Origin of the sequence: Mycobacterium sp. ACS1612, from assembly GCF_001667505.1 — a bacterium.
Lineage (GTDB): Bacteria > Actinomycetota > Actinomycetes > Mycobacteriales > Mycobacteriaceae > Mycobacterium.
This window is the reverse complement of sequence record NZ_LZHZ01000004.1, coordinates 123,112-140,645: the sequence shown is the minus strand read 5'-3', so window position 1 is coordinate 140,645 and position 17,534 is coordinate 123,112. Positions and strand designations below refer to the sequence as shown.

At 66.8% G+C, this 17,534-nt stretch carries 16 protein-coding genes; 3 read left to right on the top strand and 13 right to left on the bottom strand.

Annotated elements, in window-relative coordinates; translation table 11 throughout:
- Window positions 1-23 precede the first annotated feature (23 nt).
- The 6 genes from A5724_RS01910 to A5724_RS01885 are packed head-to-tail and all read right to left on the bottom strand — an operon-like array spanning window position 24 to window position 6,764.
- On the bottom strand, window positions 24-497 hold the full coding sequence (locus A5724_RS01910) for a (2Fe-2S)-binding protein (protein WP_067795290.1): 474 nt from the start codon (window positions 495-497) through the stop codon (window positions 24-26).
- Window positions 490-1,365: a xanthine dehydrogenase family protein subunit M gene (locus A5724_RS01905; RefSeq protein ID WP_067795287.1), complete on the bottom strand. Its 876-nt coding sequence runs from the start codon at window positions 1,363-1,365 to the stop codon at window positions 490-492. Before A5724_RS01905 ends, A5724_RS01910 begins: the two co-directional genes overlap by 8 nt.
- Window positions 1,362-1,991, bottom strand: coding sequence for an SRPBCC family protein (locus tag A5724_RS01900; protein WP_067795284.1), 630 nt, complete (start codon window positions 1,989-1,991; stop codon window positions 1,362-1,364). Before A5724_RS01900 ends, A5724_RS01905 begins: the two co-directional genes overlap by 4 nt.
- Window positions 1,991-4,306 (bottom strand): xanthine dehydrogenase family protein molybdopterin-binding subunit, encoded by a 2,316-nt coding sequence (locus A5724_RS01895; RefSeq protein WP_067795281.1) that lies wholly within the window; start codon window positions 4,304-4,306, stop codon window positions 1,991-1,993. The genes A5724_RS01900 and A5724_RS01895 overlap by 1 nt, the downstream gene beginning before the upstream one ends.
- A 55-nt stretch (window positions 4,307-4,361) precedes the next feature.
- Window positions 4,362-5,480: an XdhC family protein gene (locus tag A5724_RS01890; protein ID WP_067795278.1), complete on the bottom strand. Its 1,119-nt coding sequence runs from the start codon at window positions 5,478-5,480 to the stop codon at window positions 4,362-4,364.
- Between the two features lie 54 nt (window positions 5,481-5,534).
- Entirely contained in the window at window positions 5,535-6,764 is a 1,230-nt protein-coding gene (locus tag A5724_RS01885) for a cytochrome P450 (RefSeq protein WP_067795275.1), read from the bottom strand.
- A 93-nt stretch (window positions 6,765-6,857) separates the two neighbouring features.
- Between A5724_RS01885 and A5724_RS01880 the strand changes: the two genes are divergently transcribed.
- Together A5724_RS01880 and A5724_RS01875 are read left to right on the top strand one after the other, a co-directional pair.
- Window positions 6,858-7,511 carry a M15 family metallopeptidase gene (locus tag A5724_RS01880; RefSeq protein WP_067795272.1) on the top strand — a complete coding sequence of 218 codons (654 nt, stop codon included), beginning with the start codon at window positions 6,858-6,860 and terminating at the stop codon, window positions 7,509-7,511.
- A gap of 16 nt (window positions 7,512-7,527) precedes the next feature.
- On the top strand, window positions 7,528-8,397 hold the full coding sequence (locus tag A5724_RS01875) for a DKNYY domain-containing protein (RefSeq protein ID WP_067795269.1): 870 nt from the start codon (window positions 7,528-7,530) through the stop codon (window positions 8,395-8,397).
- Here the strand turns inward: A5724_RS01875 and A5724_RS01870 are convergent.
- The 3 genes from A5724_RS01870 to A5724_RS01860 all read right to left on the bottom strand — a co-directional run bounded on the left by A5724_RS01870 (window position 8,383) and on the right by A5724_RS01860 (window position 11,469).
- On the bottom strand, window positions 8,383-8,859 hold the full coding sequence (locus A5724_RS01870) for a hypothetical protein (protein ID WP_067795266.1): 477 nt from the start codon (window positions 8,857-8,859) through the stop codon (window positions 8,383-8,385). The two genes, A5724_RS01875 and A5724_RS01870, sit on opposite strands and share 15 nt — an antisense overlap.
- Window positions 8,860-8,863: 4 nt before the next feature.
- On the bottom strand, window positions 8,864-10,939 hold the full coding sequence (locus A5724_RS01865) for a DUF4185 domain-containing protein (protein WP_067795263.1): 2,076 nt from the start codon (window positions 10,937-10,939) through the stop codon (window positions 8,864-8,866).
- A gap of 164 nt (window positions 10,940-11,103) precedes the next feature.
- Complete coding sequence (locus tag A5724_RS01860) at window positions 11,104-11,469, bottom strand: hypothetical protein (protein WP_067795260.1); 366 nt, start codon at window positions 11,467-11,469, stop codon at window positions 11,104-11,106.
- A gap of 57 nt (window positions 11,470-11,526) precedes the next feature.
- Here A5724_RS01860 and A5724_RS01855 point away from each other — a divergent pair, with 57 nt between their 5' ends.
- On the top strand, window positions 11,527-12,234 hold the full coding sequence (locus A5724_RS01855; RefSeq protein ID WP_067795258.1) for a cutinase family protein: 708 nt from the start codon (window positions 11,527-11,529) through the stop codon (window positions 12,232-12,234).
- On the opposite strand, the gene A5724_RS01850 is transcribed toward A5724_RS01855, so the two are convergent.
- Genes A5724_RS01850 through A5724_RS01835 form a run of 4 tightly spaced genes read right to left on the bottom strand, consistent with a single transcriptional unit; the run spans window position 12,221 to window position 17,482 of the window.
- The gene (locus A5724_RS01850; RefSeq protein WP_067795255.1) at window positions 12,221-13,798 is read right to left on the bottom strand and encodes a peptide ligase PGM1-related protein; all 1,578 of its coding nucleotides are present in this window, start codon (window positions 13,796-13,798) and stop codon (window positions 12,221-12,223) included. The genes A5724_RS01855 and A5724_RS01850 overlap by 14 nt on opposite strands.
- Window positions 13,795-14,916, bottom strand: coding sequence for an adenylate/guanylate cyclase domain-containing protein (locus A5724_RS01845; protein ID WP_067795254.1), 1,122 nt, complete (start codon window positions 14,914-14,916; stop codon window positions 13,795-13,797). Before A5724_RS01845 ends, A5724_RS01850 begins: the two co-directional genes overlap by 4 nt.
- On the bottom strand, window positions 14,916-15,296 hold the full coding sequence (locus A5724_RS01840) for a response regulator (protein ID WP_067795251.1): 381 nt from the start codon (window positions 15,294-15,296) through the stop codon (window positions 14,916-14,918). The genes A5724_RS01845 and A5724_RS01840 overlap by 1 nt, the downstream gene beginning before the upstream one ends.
- Window positions 15,293-17,482, bottom strand: a complete 2,190-nt coding sequence (locus A5724_RS01835) for a GAF domain-containing protein (RefSeq protein WP_067795248.1) — start codon at window positions 17,480-17,482, stop codon at window positions 15,293-15,295. Before A5724_RS01835 ends, A5724_RS01840 begins: the two co-directional genes overlap by 4 nt.
- Window positions 17,483-17,534: the final 52 nt, after the last annotated feature.

Genomic DNA, 17,534 nt, shown 5'->3' with positions numbered 1-17,534 from the left:
AACTCTGCCTAGGGGGCAGTTAGTCAGGCTTGCATTTCTGCGGCGCGGTGAACTGCGTTGACGATGCCCTGATATCCGGTGCACCGGCAGAAGTTGCCGGACAGGCCTTCCCGGATCTCCTCGTCCGTCGGCGTCGGGTTGTCGCGCAGCAACGCGGTGATCGACATGACGAATCCCGGCGTGCAGAACCCGCACTGCAGGCCGTGGCACTCCCGCATCGCGGCCTGCACGGGCGATAGTTCGCCGTCCTCCGACGCGATGCCCTCGACCGTGGTGACCTCGCACTCGTCGGCCTGCACCGCGAACATCAGACACGAGCGTGTGGCCTGCCCGTCGACCAGCACGGTGCACGCCCCGCAGGCGCCGTGCTCGCAGCCCAGATGTGTCCCGGTCAGGCCGCACCTCTCGCGCAGATAGTCGGCCAGCGTCAGCCTCGGTTCCACGGTCGCCTCGGTCGGTTGCCCGTTGACGGACACCTTCACTGGCCACTCATGCATTGCTCGCCTCCGTGGTCGCTTTCTCCCATGCGCGGGCCACCATGGTCGCCCCGACCCTGGCCCGGTAGGCGGCCGAGCCCTGCAGGTCGGCCGGAATATCGTCGAGTGAGTCGATCGCCAACCGGCCGACTTCGTCCGCGGCGACGTCGGCGACCGGTCGCCCGAGCACCGCTTCCTCCGCGGCCGTACCGCGCAGCGGCGTCGAGCCGAGTCCCAAAAGACCTATGCCGCAACGGCCGATACGCATGTCGTCGTCCAGTTCGACGGCGATCGCCGCCCCTGCGATCGCGAAATCGCCGTGCCTACGCGTGAATTCCTCAACCGCGAATCCGGCCCGCGCACCGCGGACCGGGAACCGCACGGCGGTCAGAATCTCATCAGAGGCCATCGAGGTCTCCCAAAGTCCGGTGAAGAACGCCGCGGCCGGAATTTGACGCGTTCCCCTCGGCGACACCGCCTCCATCTGCGCATCCAACGCCAACGCGACCGCCGCATACTCCGCGGCCGGATCCGCGTGGGCGATGGCGCCGCCGAGCGTGCCACGGGTCCGGATCTGGAAGTGGCCGATGTGCGGCGTCGCCAGCGTCAACAGCGGCACGGAGTCGGCGACCTCGTCGTCCATTCCGACGAACGCGTGCGGCGTCGCGGCCCCGATCCGAATCTGCCCGTCCTGCAGATCGATTCCGACAAGCTCGTCGATCCGGGAGATGTCGATCAGGTTGTCGAAATGCGTGAGACGCATTGCCAACATGGGCACCAGGCTTTGACCGCCGGCGAGGATCTTGGCGTCCTCGCCGTATTCGGCGAGCAGATCGACCGCCTCGTCGACCGCGCCCGGCCGGTGGTAGGCGAAAGCGGCAGCCTTCATCGGCGTCGCCTGCCCAACAGGAAGCCGATGATGCCGCCCGCCGCCAGCGCCGCGAGCGCCGGTGCGAACCGCTTGACCATCGGCACCGCAACCACCTTCAACAAGTCGACCGAGTCGCTTGCCGCGGGTTGGCTTGCCGCCGTTGGAGTTTCCGACACAGGCGCGCTGGCGGCCGACGCCGCTCCGCCGAGGATGTCGGCCTCGAGCGCCTTGGCGAACTGGGCGATCAGATTGCCTGCGACGTCGCCGAGCACCCCGCGGCCGAACTGAGCCGCCTTACCGGAGATGGTCAGGTCGGTGGTGATCAGGACGCTGGTGGCGTCGACTTCGTCCTTCAGTTGCGCCGTCACCACCGCGGCGGCGTTGCCGTTGCCCCGCGTCTCCTTGCCGTTGGCTTTGAGCACCACCCGTTGCGCCGCGGCGTCCTTCTCCAAGAACGCCGCTTGCCCCTTGTACGACACGGTGATCGGGCCGACCTTCACCTTGACGGCGCCGGTGAAATGGTCGCCGTCGACCGACAGCAGCGTCGCTCCCGGCAGGCACGGCGCGACCCGTTCGATGTCCGTCAGCACCTCCCACGTCGTCGCCGCAGGCACCGCGACCCGAAATTCGTTGTTCAGCTCCACTATTGGGACTCCTCGATGAGCGCGACGATGGCTGAGGGACTGGCGGGTAACCGGGTCAACGTCACGCCGAGGGGCGCCAACGCGTCGTTGATCGCGTTGATCACCGCGGGCGTCGCCCCGATCGCTCCGCCCTCGCCGACGCCCTTGTAGCCGCCGACGCCTGGCCCTGGGATCTCGACGTGGCCGAACTCGATGGGCGGCACCTCGGTGGCCGTCGGCACCAGATAGTCGACGAAGGTGGACGACAATGGATTTCCGTCGTCGTCATAGGCCATGTCTTCCAGTAGCGCGCCGCCGATACCCTGAACCGTGCCGCCCGCGATCTGGCCTTCGACCACATTCGGGTTGATCATCGCGCCGACGTCTTCACTGACGATGTAGCGGATGAGAGTGACGTGGCCGGTCTGGATGTCCACCTCGCAGGTGCAGGCGTGGGTGGCGTTCGCCCAGTGGATCGGCGCCTGCGACGTGAAGCGCGCGGTCGCCTCCAGCGACGCCGACATCCCGGCGGGCAACTGCTGCGGTTCGTAGTACGCGCGATAGGCCAGCTCGCCGAACGACACGCTCTTGGAGTCGTCGTCGCGAACAAAAGCGCGGGACCCGCCCAGTTCGATCGCGTCCTCGTCGACCCCGAGCCTGGCAGCGGCCATCGCGACGATCTGCTTGCGCAGGATCGTGCCCGCCTCGTTGACCGCACCCGCGGTCATCGGGCCCGACCGGCTGCCCTGGGTGCCTGCGCCGTACGGCGTCACCGCGGTGTCGCCCTGGATCGTTGACACGTCGTCGATCTCGGCGCCGAGCGCATCGGCGGTCAACTGCACCACCGTGGTCTCGATGCTGTTGCCGGTCGACCCGCCGTTGACGTAGACGTTGATCTTGCCGGTGGGCTCCATCCGGATGGTGGCGCCCTCGGTGGCGAGGTGCCCGGTGGCCGCGCCCGTCGGCTCGATGTACGCCGAGAAACCGAGCCCGATGTAGCGGCCCTGCTCCAGTGCCTCGCGTTGTTCGCGGCGAAACCCTTCGTGGTCAAGGATTTTCACTGCCTGATCGAAGGTGTCCGCGGGCGCGACGTGGTCGTAGGGCATGCCGTTGGGGTTGAAGTAGGGCATCTCGTCGCCGCGCAGGATGTTGCGCCGCCGCAACTCGACGGGATCCATGTTCATCTTGCGCGCGGCGATGTCGAGCAGGATCTCGCGGGTCAACGTCTCGTACTGCCACGGTCCGCGGTACGCCGCGAGGCCCGCCGTGTTGGAGAACACCGTCTTGTAGTTGAAGCTGGCCTTCGGCACCCGATACGGGCCGGGAAAGAACATGCCGACCGCGGCGGTGGTCAGCACCGGGTACGGCGTCGGATACGCGCCGATGTCGTAGGTGAAGTCGATGTCGGCGGCCAGGATATTGCCCTCGTCGTCGAACGCCATCCTGGCCTTGCCGTCGACGTGGCGCGCCTGACCGGCCGACATCAGGTTCTCGCGCCGGTCCTCGATCCACTTCAACGCGAACGGCACCTTGCGGGCGGCCAGCAGGACGCACATGTCCTCGCGCATCGGCACGACCTTCTGGCCGAAACCGCCGCCGGTGTCGCGCATGATGACCCGCACGCCCTGCGCCGGGATGCCGAGCAGGCGGGCGGCGAACGCCCGCAACTCGTGCGGCGTCTGGGTCGACGCCCACACCGTCAGTTCCTCCGACGACGCCTCCCACTCGACGACCATGCCCCTGGTCTCCATCGGCACCGGCGCGTAGATCTGTTGGTAGACATTGGCTTCCGCGACGTGCGCGGCGGACGCGAACGTCTCCTCGTCCGGCGGCGCACCGGCCAACCCGCCCGCCACGTTGTCCGGATAGGACTCGTGGACGATCACATCGGAGCCGACGGCCTTGGTGAAGTCGGCGACCGCGGGCAGCGGTTCGTAGTCGACCTCGACCAGTTCGACGGCGTCTTCGGCGATGTAGCGGCTCTCGGCGATCACCAACGCCACCGGGTCGCCGACGAACTTCGCCTCGCCCTCGGCCAGCGGGGGCCGCGGCGTGTCCGCGATGTCCTTCCCGGCGACGGCGTGCCAGGCCTCTTTGACATCCGGATTGATATCGGCCGCGGTGAACACCGCACGCACGCCCGGCAGCGCCAGGGCGGCGGAGGCGTCGATGGTGCCCAGCTTCGCGCGCGCGAAGGGGCTGCGTACGAAACAGGCGTGCAGCATTCCTGGCCTGATGACGTCGTCGACGAAGGTGCCACGACCGGTCAGCAGGCGGTTGTCTTCCACGCGAGCAACTCGCGCGCCTGCATATCGGGGGGCAACCGTTACCGTCACGGAATCACGTTATCGTATTTGAGAGCGACATTTCCACCCTCGTTGTCTCATCTAATCAACCATGGTGAATACGGCCGCCGACCTCGGCCAACGGCTTGCCGCCGCCGCCCCAGCGGCGCGCGATGATCTCCGCGGCGATCGACACCGCGGTCTCCTCGGGGGTGCGCGCCCCGAGGTCGAGGCCGATCGGGCTGGACAGCCGATCCAGTTCGGCGTCGGTCAGGCCGACCTCGCGCAGCCGGGCCATCCGGTCCTCGTGCGTGCGGCGCGATCCCATCACGCCGATGTAGTCCACCTCCGGTAGCCGCACCGCCACCTGCAGCACCGGCACGTCGAATTTCGGATCATGGGTCAGCACGCAGATCGCAGTCCTGGCGTCGATCGCGCCTTGTTCGGCCTGCCCGCGCAGGTAGCGGTCCGGCCAGTCGACGACGACCTCGTCGGCATGCGGGAATCGGGCGGGCGTCGCGAACACGGGTCGGGCGTCGCACACCGTGACCCGGTAGCCGAGAAAGGAGCCCTGCCGGGCGAGGGCGGCGGCGAAGTCGATGGCTCCGAATATCAGCATCCGCGGCGGCGGTGCGTGGCTGGCGACGAACACCTCCATGCCCGCCTCCTGCCGTTGGCCGTCGGGTCCGTAGCTCAGCACGGCGGTGCGGCCCGCGGCGAGCAGACCTCTGGCGTCGTCGGCCACCGCGTCGTCGGCGCGCTGCGAGCCAAGCGACCCGTCGACGGTGTCCGGTCCGATCACCAGCCTGCGCCCGAGCCAGGTGGGGTCGGGGTGGGCGATCACGGTGGCGACGGCCGTCGGGCGGCGCGCGCCGATATTGTCGGCGATCACTTCCAACTGGGGAAAAGTGTTGCGCGACACCGGCTCTGCGAAGATGTCGATGATGCCGCCGCACGTCAACCCGACCGCGAACGCGTCGTCGTCGGAGATCCCGTAGCGCTGCAGTTCCGGTCGGCCGCTGGCGGCCACCTCGTTGGCGAGTTCGTAGACGGCGGCCTCGACGCAACCACCGGACACCGAACCGGCGACCGTGCCATCAGGGGCGACGACCATGGTCGCGCCCGGCGGGCGCGGCGCGGACTTGATCGTGCGCACGACCGTGGCGACCCCCGCCGTGCCGCCGGCCCGCCACACGGTCAACAGATCGTCGAGTACGTCTCGCACGCCCGAAGTCTATGCCCGAAACCCGGCGTCCCTGTGCGAGTGCTCAGCGATGTCTCAAGCCGCGTCGAATTCCACCGGCAGCGTGGCGGGGCCGGTGATTCCGACCATGGGCTTCCACGGCGCCGGTCCGCTGCGACGCACGTTGCGCATCCGCCGGGACATGACGCGCAAAGCCTCGGCGATCTCACGCCGGGCGAGGTTCGCGCCGAGGCAGTAGTGCACGCCCGCACCGAAGGACTGCATCGGGGCGGCGCCGTCGCGGGTGATGTCGAGCCGGTCCGGGTCGTCGTAGACGGCCGGGTCGCGGTTCGCGGCGACGGTGTTGACCAGAACGAACGTGCCCGCCGGGATGGTGACGCCCTCGTATGCGACGTCCTGCAGCGTCATGCGCATCACGCCGATGGTGACGGGTTGGTAGCGCATCAACTCCTCGACCGCATGCATCGCCAACTCGGGATGTTCGGCGAGCAGCGCCCATTGTTGCGGGTGATCGCAGAGCACGTCGACCGCGGCGGCCACCTGGTTGCGGGTGGTGTCGGTGCCGGCCATCAGCAGGCCGCCTGCCAGCATCCGCAGTTCGGCCATGCTCAGCCGGTCGCCGCCGTCCTCGGCGCGGATCAGTTCGGAGATCAGGTCGTCGGTGGGGGAGTTGCGGCGGTCGGCGACCATGGCGTCGACGTAGTCGTCGAGTTCACCCCACGCCTTCAGGATGTCGGCCTCGTATTCGGCCGCCTTGAAGGTGAACGTCTTGAAGAACTCGTCGGCCCACACGGAGAACAGCTGCCAGTCCTGTTTCGGCGCGCCGAGCAGTTCGCAGATGACCGGAACCGGGTACGGGCGGGCGATATCGGCGACGACGTCGCAGCGGCCCGCCACCAGCAGCGGGTCGGTCAGCTGGGTGACGATGTCGACGATCGTCGTGTCCAACCGGGCGACCGCACGCGGACTGAAGGCCTTGCACATCAGCCTTCGCATGCGCGTGTGGTCTTCGCCGTTGACGCTCAGCAACGTCGCGGTCACGCGGTCCCACAGCGGACCTGACGTGATGCCCTGCGCCTCGAGGCCCAATCCCGGTGGCGGTGCCAGCCGGGGATCGCGCAGCGCGGTGTGCGCCAGTTCGTAGCCCAAGATCTCGGGCCCGTGCGCGCCCATCGCGATCGGCGACCGGTCGCGCGCGTCCTTGAGCGCCGCGTGCACGGCATCCGGGGTCGGCGCGTCCTCGTAGGAGACGGTGGGTAGGTCGGCTTCGAAAACCGTCGGGCAGGTGACGCTGACGACGCTCACGGTGGCCTCCTCTTTCTCCGGATGCCTTCATGGTCTTGCCGGGCAGACAGGCCCGATAGCGTAGGTGGCTACCTGCTTTCGGGAGGTGTCTGCATGCGCGTACCTGGTTGGGCTGTGCTGGCGATGTCGTGCGCCATCTGCGCTGGTCCCGGCACTGCGGCGGCAGCGCCGGTGCCCCCCGTTTCGGACGCTGCGCGGGCGGCGGGGCTGGTCGACGTGCGCACCGTCGTGCCCGACGCGGTCATCGATCTTCGGTACGCGACGCCGAACAACTTCGTGGGTGTGCCGCTGTATCCCGCCGACGCCCGGTGCCTGGTGCACGAATCGATGGCGCAGGGATTGGCCGCCGCGGCGGCGGTGCTGCGGCCGGCAGGTGAAGTGCTGCAGTTCTGGGACTGCTATCGGCCGCATGACGTCCAGGTGCGGATGTTTGAGGCGGTGCCCAACCCGAACTGGGTGGCCCGGCCGGGCCCGTACTCCAGTAGTCACGAGACGGGCCGGTCGGTGGACGTGACGATCGCCAACGCCGCGGGTCCGATCGACATGGGCACCGATTTCGACAACTTCACTTCGAGGGCATTCGCGTACGCGACCGACGGTGTCAGCGCGACCGCACAGGCCAATCGGGCGAGGTTGCGCGACGCGATGCAGGCGGGCGGGCTGACGGTCTACCAGGGCGAGTGGTGGCATTTCGACACCGGCGACGCGCACCAGAACCGCCCGATTCTCAATGTGGCTGTGAATTAGGTGATTCGATCGACGCATGCGGAGATCGATTGCAGCCTTGTGTCTGGTGGCGGTGACGCTGACGCAGGCCTGCAGCGGTAACAAATCACCGAACTCGCTGTTCGACGCCGCCGGTTACCACGTGCGTGCCGACAAGGTCTACTACCTGGCCGCGTTCCCCGGCGAGGCGTTCGAGATCACGGGTGCCGATCCGGCGTCGTTTACGGCCTTCGACACCACCTACGCCAAGGACAACGAGGCCGCCTACTTCGACGGCCATTCGATATCCGGCGCCGACGCAGCGACTTTCGAAGTGCTCGGCCGCGGCGGGTTCGCCAAGGACCGCAATCGTGTCTATCAACTGGACCGGCCGGTCAGCGACGACCCCGCCCACTTCGAACTGCTCGACGGCGGACTCTCCAAGGACAGCACCGCGGTGTACTGGACGGATGGCGGGATGCTGTCCGACGACCCAACGCATTTCGCGGTCATCGCGAACAACGACCACTACCTGTTCACGAAGGACGGCCGGACCGTGCACGTGAACGGCAACCCGATCGCAGGCGCCGACCCGGCCACATTCAGGGTCGTCGGCGGCGCCTACGCGCAGGACGTCGGGCACGTGTTCTACTTCGTCGACCCGGTGCCGGTCGCGGATGCCTCGTCGTTTCGTCCGCTCGACGGGCCGTATGCACGTGACGATGCTCGCGTCTACTGGATGGGCAAGGTGATCGACGGCGCCGACCCGGGCACCTTCCGCGTGTTGAACGCCGCCTTCGAATGTTCGGCGGACGCCGAGCGCGCGTACTATCGGCAGACCGTCATCGCGGGCGCCGACCCGCGTTTCTTCGAGCCGGGGCGCGCCGTCACCAACTGCAGCGAGACGTCGATCTCATTCGCCGACTAGCGTCCACAGGCAGTGTCCGCTCATCTCAATCGAATACAGCTGCGGCAGCACGCGGAACGAAAGTGGTTGTCCGGGTTCGCCTTCCGATGTCTGCGGAGGGCCGACGACGCCCGCTTCGACGACCGCTCGTTGCTCGGCGCGGCATCGTCCGTCCGCGTCCAGCGGGGTGGCTGTCCAGTTGCCGGACGTGACGCTGGGATTGCGCAGGCCTTGGCCGTGCAGCGTCATCGTCGGCCCGAAACTCAGCCACCGGTCGTTCGGCGGCGGGGGAGACGTCACGGTCTGCCATCGACCGTCGGTGCACACCAGTGGCATCTGCTCTTCGGCGGGCCAGGTCATCACGCTGGTCAAGTCCGAAGCGCACGGCGTACCGTCCTGCGGCGCGGTCGGGTCTGCGGCAGCGACGGGCGCCGCCGCCACCACCGTGAACACGACCGCGGGTGCGATTGTCATCCGTCGCATGGGATCACACCTTCGTGAGGTCGGTACGCATCAACATCACGTTGTACTCCGACCACAGCGACAGATTCCAGTACAGGTCGGTGCCCGTCCCCATCGTCGACGGCGACCAGGGATGCATCATCGGCGCGTAGATCCCGCCGTTCTGTTGGTTGAGAATGGTTTTCGCGGTTGACCACTTGCCCTGCGGCGAGTCCGCGGTGCGGATCACGATGTTGTTGAACTGGTCGCCGTACAGCACCACGTACTTGTTGAGCGACTTGTTGTACTGCACCGACATCTCGCTGACCGTGTTACCCGCCTTGGCCACGCCGCACGCGCCGGACTCCTTGCCGAACACCGACGTGGCCTTGCTCGGGGCGTTCTTGTACCACCCGGCGGGTGTGCTCGAGAACCAACTCCTGGTGCCCTTGCTGTAGTACTCGTACTTCGAGACGTCCAAAATGTCCTGCGGAAGCACGCGGGAGACGTACGCCGCGCCTTGGCGGCCGTTCGGAGTGCCGTAGGCGTAGACGTAGCCGTCGTTGCCCATCACGAACGCTTGCTGCTGAAAGTTCTTGTTACCGCCCGAGTTCATCCGGACGCTCGTCGGCGCGACCAGCCAGTTCTCGCCGTTGTCCACCGAATACGCGATGGCGGAATAGTTCGTCGACCACGAACCAGGGTTACCCCACTGCTTGACCGACATGAAGCTCATGTACTGGGTTGCGCCGTACGTCGTGCCCGGGGTCTGCAGCGAGATCCCCGCCGTCGGAATCAGCGTCACGCCCGTCGGCAGACCGGCGGGCAGTATCTCCTTGAAGATGACCGGGCGCGCCGAGGTCGGGCCGTTCAGCGGGGCACCGCCGAACATGTTCCCGTTGAACCATTCTCCGTCGGGTATCGACATGCCGTCGCCGAGCACCAGGTCGCCGCTGCGCAGGATGGTGTTGTTCCGCCAGTAACCCGACATGTTGTCGCCGCCGAAGGTGTCCCCGACGGCGATGAGCACCTGATGCTCGTTGATCGTGGTCTTGGGATCATCGAGGATTCCGTTGTCCCACATGACCCCGACGTCGGTGCCCCAGATGTCGAAGCGTTGATCGGTGTTGTTGGGCAGGAAGTTTCCCGTCACCCAGTCGACGAAGTTGGTCGACGGGCTCAGCTGCTGACCAGGGGACGGGAAGTGCGGCCGGTCAGGCACCAGGGCCGCCAATGCCAGGCTGGTCAGCCGCTGCACCGGTGATGCGGTGTCGGTGGCGCCGCCCGCCAGCGCAGCGAAGAAGTTGTCGAATTCCCTGCGGGCGAAGGCCAGCAGGCTCCAGATCAGCGGCGGTTGAGCCGGCGTGATCGGCGCGTTGCCTGCCAACGGGTTCAGCGCGAAACCGATGACGTTGGACACCAGCTTCGTCACTGCGGTCAGCGGGTTCTGAGGTGCGGTGGGCACCCTCGGTGTCGGTACGTCCAGCGAGGCGGCGGCAAGTGTGCGTGCGTCGGCGAATACGGCGACGGACTCGGCTGATTGGATCGACACCGCCGGATCCGCGACGGATTGCGCAGCGCGTTTGGTGGGCGTTGGAGCCGATGTTGCAGCGGCTTTCGTGCTGGGCTCTCTGGTACCGGCCTTCTTCGTGCTGGCCTTCTTCGTGCCGGTCGGCTTCGCAGTCGCACTGGGTTCGGGCGTCTCGGACTCGGACTCGGACTCGGGCTCGGGTTCGGTCGTCGGCTTTGTCGACTCGGGTTCGGTAGTCGGCTTTGTCGGCTCGGGTTCGGTCGTCGGCTCGGGTTCGATCGTCGGCTTCGTCGGCGTGCTGCCGGATGTCCCGGTGTTGGTCTGGGCGGTGACGACGCCCTTCACCGGTTCGGTGGTGGCTTTGGTGTCTTCGGACCCCGCCGTGTCCTTGGCCGAATCGGAGGTGGTTTCGGTGTGAGTGGTGGTTTTGGTCTCGGTCTCGGTCGACCCGCTGGGGGCCGAGGTGTCAGACGGTGGGTCCGAAGCAGTGGTATCCGCGGCGGCGACGCCGTAGCCCGCCGCGATCGCGGTGCCAACCCCCAGCGCGACCGCGAGCCCCCCTACGCGGCCGACAAACGCTGCAGCTCCCATGACATGCCTCCATGCAGCTTCTCCCCCGTCAATTTGCAAAGACGGATCACATTAAAGCGAATCGGCGAGCGGCCCACAGCAAAAGGGACAAACGTCCCACAAATCACAGCAGTCGCTGTGGTGATGATCTTGTTGGCGTTTTCGACCGGTCCTTGCCAACGGAGCTACGGGAGCAATCCGGCTTTTCGGAGCGCCTCGTCGTAGAGGTCGATGGCTTCGGTGATGCCTTCATCGACCCAGGCGTCGACGATGCCCACCTGGTCGGCGACCAACTGCACCCGGTTGACCCACACCTGGAAGTCGTCGTCACGGCGCAGCGTGTCGATTTGTTCGTTCGTGCCCTGGATCAGGATGAAGCCGCCCAACTCGGTCGTCTGCGGCTTGAGGATCGTGATGTCGTAGCGCTCGATGCGGTGATCTTTCGTGAGGTCCTCGAGGTAGCCCCTTGTCTCAGTCAGCAGTTCGAGGGCGCGGCGTTCGCGGCCCTGCGTCGGTAGCCCCCATGCGATCCAAAATCCGGCGTCGGCCATGGCTCCTAGCTCTATCGTGTTTGCCAAAGACAAACAACTGGGTACTGGAGATCCGTCATGACCAGTCACCGAATACTTCGTTTTGTTCGGGCCGCGGGCGTCGCGATCGCGACAGCGGCGGCGCTGCTGAGTGGGCCCGCTCCCGCCGCATCTGCCGAACCGTGCTCCGACATCGAGGTGGTGTTCGCACGCGGAACTAGCGAGCCGCCGGGTGTCGGCGGCGTCGGTCAGGCGTTCGTCGACGCGCTGCGCGCCCGGGTCGGCGATCGGTCGCTGGCGGTGTATCCCGTCAACTACCCGGCGAGCAGCGATTTCACCGCGGGCATCGAGTTCGCGGCGACGGTGGTGGAAGGGATCAGGGACGCGGCCAACCATGTGCAGGCGACGGCCGCCAACTGCCCGACCACCAAGATCGTGCTGGGCGGCTTCTCCCAGGGCGCGGCGGTGGCCGGGTTCACCACTTCGGCCGCCGTTCCCGAGGGGGTTCCGGCCGCGTTCGTCCCGCCACCGATGCCGCCCGAGGTTGCCAACCACGTCGCCGCCGTGGTGTTGTTCGGCAAACCATCGGATCAATGGCTTCGCGACGCCGGGGCCCCCACCATCGTCCTCGGCCCGACGTATGTGCCCAAGACCATCGATCTGTGTGCCGACGGCGACACCATCTGCAACGGTGCTCCGCTGGGTGGGCCCACCCTCGCGCACGCCTCGTACGGCTTCAACGGCATGGTCAACCAGGCCGCGGACTTCGCCGTCAGTCGGTTGTGACGACGCCTTCCTCGAGCGCCTGTTCGGCCTCCTCGAGGACCACGGACTGCGCCTTCTCGTAGATCTGCCACGCGTCCCCAGGGGTGTCACCGACCGCGGTCAGCCCGACACGACCGCATTCGGTCAGGCAGCTGATCATGTGGAAGACCACCCCGGTCCGCCGGGCCTGATCGAAGTGCAGGCCGTGGCGCACCACGACGTCGAACAGTTCACGCACGGTCAGTGCCTTCAGTCGGTCGTCCTCGAAGTGGTCCGTCGCGACCAGATACTTCTCGTCACCGCTCGGCGTGAGGAACACCCCACGTGCACCGTCGTAACTGCCGTCGGTGAGGAATTGCAGCGTCAGGAACGGATGTGTGGTGCCGCCCTTGCGAAGATTGAGTTCGATCGCGTACGGCGTCCATGCGCCGGTGCTGTCCTGCACCACAACGAAATCCACCGCGAACCTGCCCAGCGCGCCGAGCGCGGCGAGGCGGCCGCCGATGACCATGGCCGGCTCGGCGATCGCGGCGGCGTAATCGGGGTTGGCGGGGAACACGCAGCCCAGGTACTTCTGCCCGCTGGCCCCCCCGAGGAGCTGGTCGTGGGTGGACAGCAGTTCGACAGTGCCGTCGGGCAGTGCGCGCATCTGGACGCTCGGACTGGTCAGCGCCTCCCCGGTGATGCGCTCCTCGACGATGCCGCCGTGCTTCTCGAACGCGTCCAGATAGGCCGCTACCGAGAACCTTTCGGCTTCGGGTTGCATGTGCAACAGGCGGTCCCGGATGGCGGCTGCCTCGTCCGGTGAGTCCGGGGCGGGTAGGTCACCCAGGTCGACCATCGCATTACCCGCGCCGGAGACTCCTTCGTTGAGTTTCACGATCGCCTGGCTCAACGACGGTCGCCGGGCACGCATGCTCTGCACGCCCGCGACGATGTCGTCGACGGTGTGCAGGTCTTCTGCCCCGACCGGGCAGCGCACCCCCAGTTCTTCGAACATCCTGCGGCAACCGGTCTTACTGCCGAGGTCTTCGAGTCGGGGATCAGCGCCGTACATCGGGATCCGTAGAGAGAGCGCGACATCGCGTTCCAGGGGTGTGGTGTTGTAGGGGATGAGGTGGCTGCGGGCAGGGTTGGGAATCAGCGACCGGATCTCCCGCAGCAATCGCGGACGCGCAAGCAGTTTTGAACTCAGCGGGGTGGCCGAGGCGTCGCCGACCGGGATCAGTGTGAGCCGGGCGCGGGCGTGGCTGGGGATGACGCCGGGCAGCAGACCGAGGTAATACTCGATGATCGACTCCGAAATCGGTTGCGACGTCACGTAGATCATCTGCAACCGCGGCTGGCGAAGCAGCAGCAGCAGGAACAGAGCGCGTTCCTCCATGGCCTGCATGATGGTGCCGCTGCCCTCGGTGGTGCGTTCGATGCTGATCGACGGGACGACGACGACCGATTCGTCTTCCATGTCCAGCCGCATCGACTCCCAGACGGCGGGCATCGTTGTTTGCAGATCGTCGAACAGTCGATAGCATTCGTCGTCATCGAGCTGCGACAGTGTGCGACCTGGCGCGTCCAGTTGTGTCATGGTTCCCCCTCTTGTTCTTTGAGCGCGCTGATGTTGTGCACGCGCACCGAGCGACTGAATCCTTTGGGCGCCACGTCGCCGACCATCTCGGCCACGGCGATGTGTTCGGTGGCGGCGAGCACACGATCGGTGACCCGCACCTCCCATGGCTGGGCGTCCGAGCACAGCCGGGCGGCCAGATTGGTCACGCTGCCGATGGCCGCGTAGTCGAACCGCCCTTCAAAACCGATCCGCCCGAGCGTCGCAAAGCCTTGCGCGATACCGATTCCCAGCGACAGCTCGAATCCGTACCGCTGCCAGCGGGCGGCGTGCTCGCGGACGGCGTCACGGATCTCCAACGCCATCCGGACCGCGCGCTCCGCGGAGTCGTCGTAGGAGATCGGATCATTGAAAAAGACCATGACGCCGTCGCCGGTGAACCGTTCGAGCGTGCCGCCGTACGCGTGCACCAAGGCGCCTATCGAGTGGTGGTACTCGGCGAGCACCCCCATCACTTCCTCGGGTTCACTGGTCTCGGCGAACGGGGTGAAGTTCCTCAGATCGGTGAACAGCACCACGATTTCGCGGCGGTGACTCGCCAGCAGCGTCTCGTCGCCGACGACGAGGTCGGCAAGCTGCGGGGACAGAAAGCGGCGCAGTCGATTGGTCCGCTCCAGTTCGTCGACCTGTAGGGCCACCCGGGACTCGAGTTCGGCGTTCCATTCGGCGAGTTCGGCGGCTTGACGCCGGATGGTGTCGTGGTACCGCTTGATCCGCGCCAGCGACGCGACCCTGGCGAGCAGTTCGCTCTTGTCGAACGGCTTGGTGACGAAATCGTCGGCACCTGCCTGCAAAGCAACCAACCGCTGTTCGCTCCCGCTGGCGGTGATCATCACCACGGGCAGGAATTCCGTTGCCGGGTTTGCGCGTATCCGCCGGCAGACCTCGTAGCCGTCCATCTCGGGCATCACGATGTCGAGCAACACCAGGTCGACGTCTTCGGTGTCGAGCAGTCGTAGCGCCTCGGCACCGGACTGCGCCGTGAGCACCCGGTGTCCTCGCGGGGTGAGCACCGCATCGAGGAGTTTGAGGTTGGTGGGCTGATCGTCGACGGCCAGCACGGTCGCGGTGAGGTCCATCAATCCGGCCGCCCGTCGAGGAATGCTTGGATCTGACCGGGCAGTGCGCGCACGCTGATCGGCTTCTCGACGTATCCGTCGAAGCCGGCCTGCGATGCCCGCGCCTTGTCTTCGGCCATCGCCAGCGCCGTCACCGCGACGACCGGGACGTGCGGGCCGAGCGTGTCCTGCCGCAGGCGGCGCAGTGTCTCGGCCCCGTCGATGCCAGGCAGTTGTAGATCCAGCAGCACCAGATCGGGCGGAGTCTGTTTCGCGACGCGCAGACCTTCCTCACCGGATTGTGCCTCGACGACGTCGTAACCGGCGAAACTGAGGACATCGCGAACCAGCTTGAGGTTCAACGGATTGTCCTCGACGACGAGGATGCGCCGGGGCGTCACAGGGCACCCACCTGCTTCAACGCATCCATCAGTTCCTCGCGTCCGATCGGCTTGCGCAGGTAGACGTCGGCGCCCGACGAGAGGGCACGCGTCCGGTCGTCGACATGCGTGGCGACGACGACCGGGATGTCCGCGGTGGCGGGGTCCTCCTTGAGTTCGGTGAGCACCTGCCAGCCCTCGCGACGCGGCAGCCCGATCTCGAGCACGACCGCCGCAGGCAATTGCGTGCGCGCGATCGCGAGAGCCTCGACACCGTCTTTGGCGCGCAGTACCCGCGTCGGCGACCCGTCCAGATAGGCCGCATTCAAATCGAGTGACGCCCAGTCATCGTCGACGAGCAGGATGGCGGCAAGGTGGTCCGGCGCGGGCGCGCCGCGGCGCAGCACACCGGGGATGGAAAACCCGAACGTGGCGCCCTCGCCGGGGGTGCTGTGCAGCCACATCCGCCCGCCCCACAGCCAGACGAACCGGCGGGACAGCGTCAGTCCGAGGCCGGTGCCCTCCTCTTTCGGTGCGCCGCGTGGGCCCTGTTGGAACGACTCGAAGATCCGCTCCTGGTCCTCGAATGGCACCCCGATGCCGGTGTCGGTCACTGTGATCTCGAGGTCGTCCTGCTCGCGGTAGGCGCGAAGCGACACCGATCCGCCGTCCGGGGTGAACTTGACGGCGTTGGTCAGCAGATTGAGCGCCACCTGCTTGAACTTCCGCTCGTCGGCGTCGATCGTGCTGATCTCGTCGGCCACGTCGACGTCGACGGTGATGCCGTGCTGAGCCGCCCGCTCGCGGACCATCGCCAGGCAGTACTCCAGTGCGGTTGTGACGTTGAACGTGGCTGGCTCCAACACCATTTGGCCCGCCTCGACCTTGGAGAGGTCGAGGATCTCGTTGAGCAGCTCGAGCAGGTGCTTGCCGGAGTTCCAGATGTCGCGCAGGTATTCGTCCTGGCGCTCGTTGAGCTCGCCGAACATCCGATCCAACAACACCTCGGAAAACCCGATGACCGCGTTGAGCGGGGTGCGCAATTCGTGTGACATGCTGGCCAGGAACTCGGATTTGTGCCGGCTGGCGACTTCGAGTTCTATTGTCTTGGTTTGCAATTCACCGAACAACCGGGCGTTGACGATAGCCAGTGCGGACTGCCCGGCAAACGTCTCGAGCAGTTCGACGTACGGACCGAACGACCCCGTGCTGCGCCGCCGGATCACCAGCACACCGAGGATCCGCTCGCCGCGCAGAATGGGCACCGCGAGCACCGAGCGCCAGCCGTTGCGATACAGCGCCTCCAGATGCGGATCGAGGTCGACGGTGGTCAGGTCCGGCACCTCGAGGGTGCGGTGGGCGGTGGCCGCACGTCCGACAAGCGTCGAGTCGCGGTCGATCACCATCGCGCGCAACGCTTTCAACAGGTCAGGGTCAGTGCCCGCGGCGGCGCGAACGTGAAACGAATTGCTCGGCTCGTCGTACTCCATGATCGAACCGCCGTCGGTTGCGGTGAGCCGCACCGCGTTGCTGACGATCTGGTCGAGCACCTCGTCGAGGTCGAGGGTTGAGCCGACGGCGTCGCCGACGTCACGCAGCGCCTCCAGTTGTGCCACCTTGCTGCCGAGTTCGCGGAGCAGGGCCACCTGTCGCATCACGATCGCGCCCTGGACGGCGAACTCCTCGAGGAGTTCACATTCGCGGGCATTGAACGGCTGGGCGCTGGTCCGCCACATCGACAGCACCCCGACGACCTCGTTCTGCAGCATCATCGGGGTGGACAGCAGCGCGCGGTAACCCGCCAGTTGTTGCAGATCGGGACGGCCATAGCTGGCGTCGCTGAGCACGTCGGCGATCTGCACCGTGCGCTTCTCCACTGCCGCACGACCGACGGTGGACGATTTGTTTCTGGCCAGCGGATGGTCCTCGAGGTACCTGCGGAACTGTTCGGGGATCTTGCCCGACGCACGAGACAGCCGGAACGCATCGCCCTCGGGGATGTACAGGTTGGCGGCCTGGGCCCGACACAGGATTTCGGCGCGCTCGAGGATGGTGTCCAGGATCGCCCCCGGATCGGCATCGGCCCTGCCGAGCGCGGCCAGGATCTGTCGACTGGCTGCGGACTGTTCGCGGGCATCTCGTAATGCCTGGTTCAGCTCCGTCGAAGCCCGCGACACCCGCGTGGTGCGCTCGCTGCGTTCGGCCACCGATTCCTCCCCCCGGAGACCGTCTCAGTGTGGCCCCCCTTTGCCCAATTGA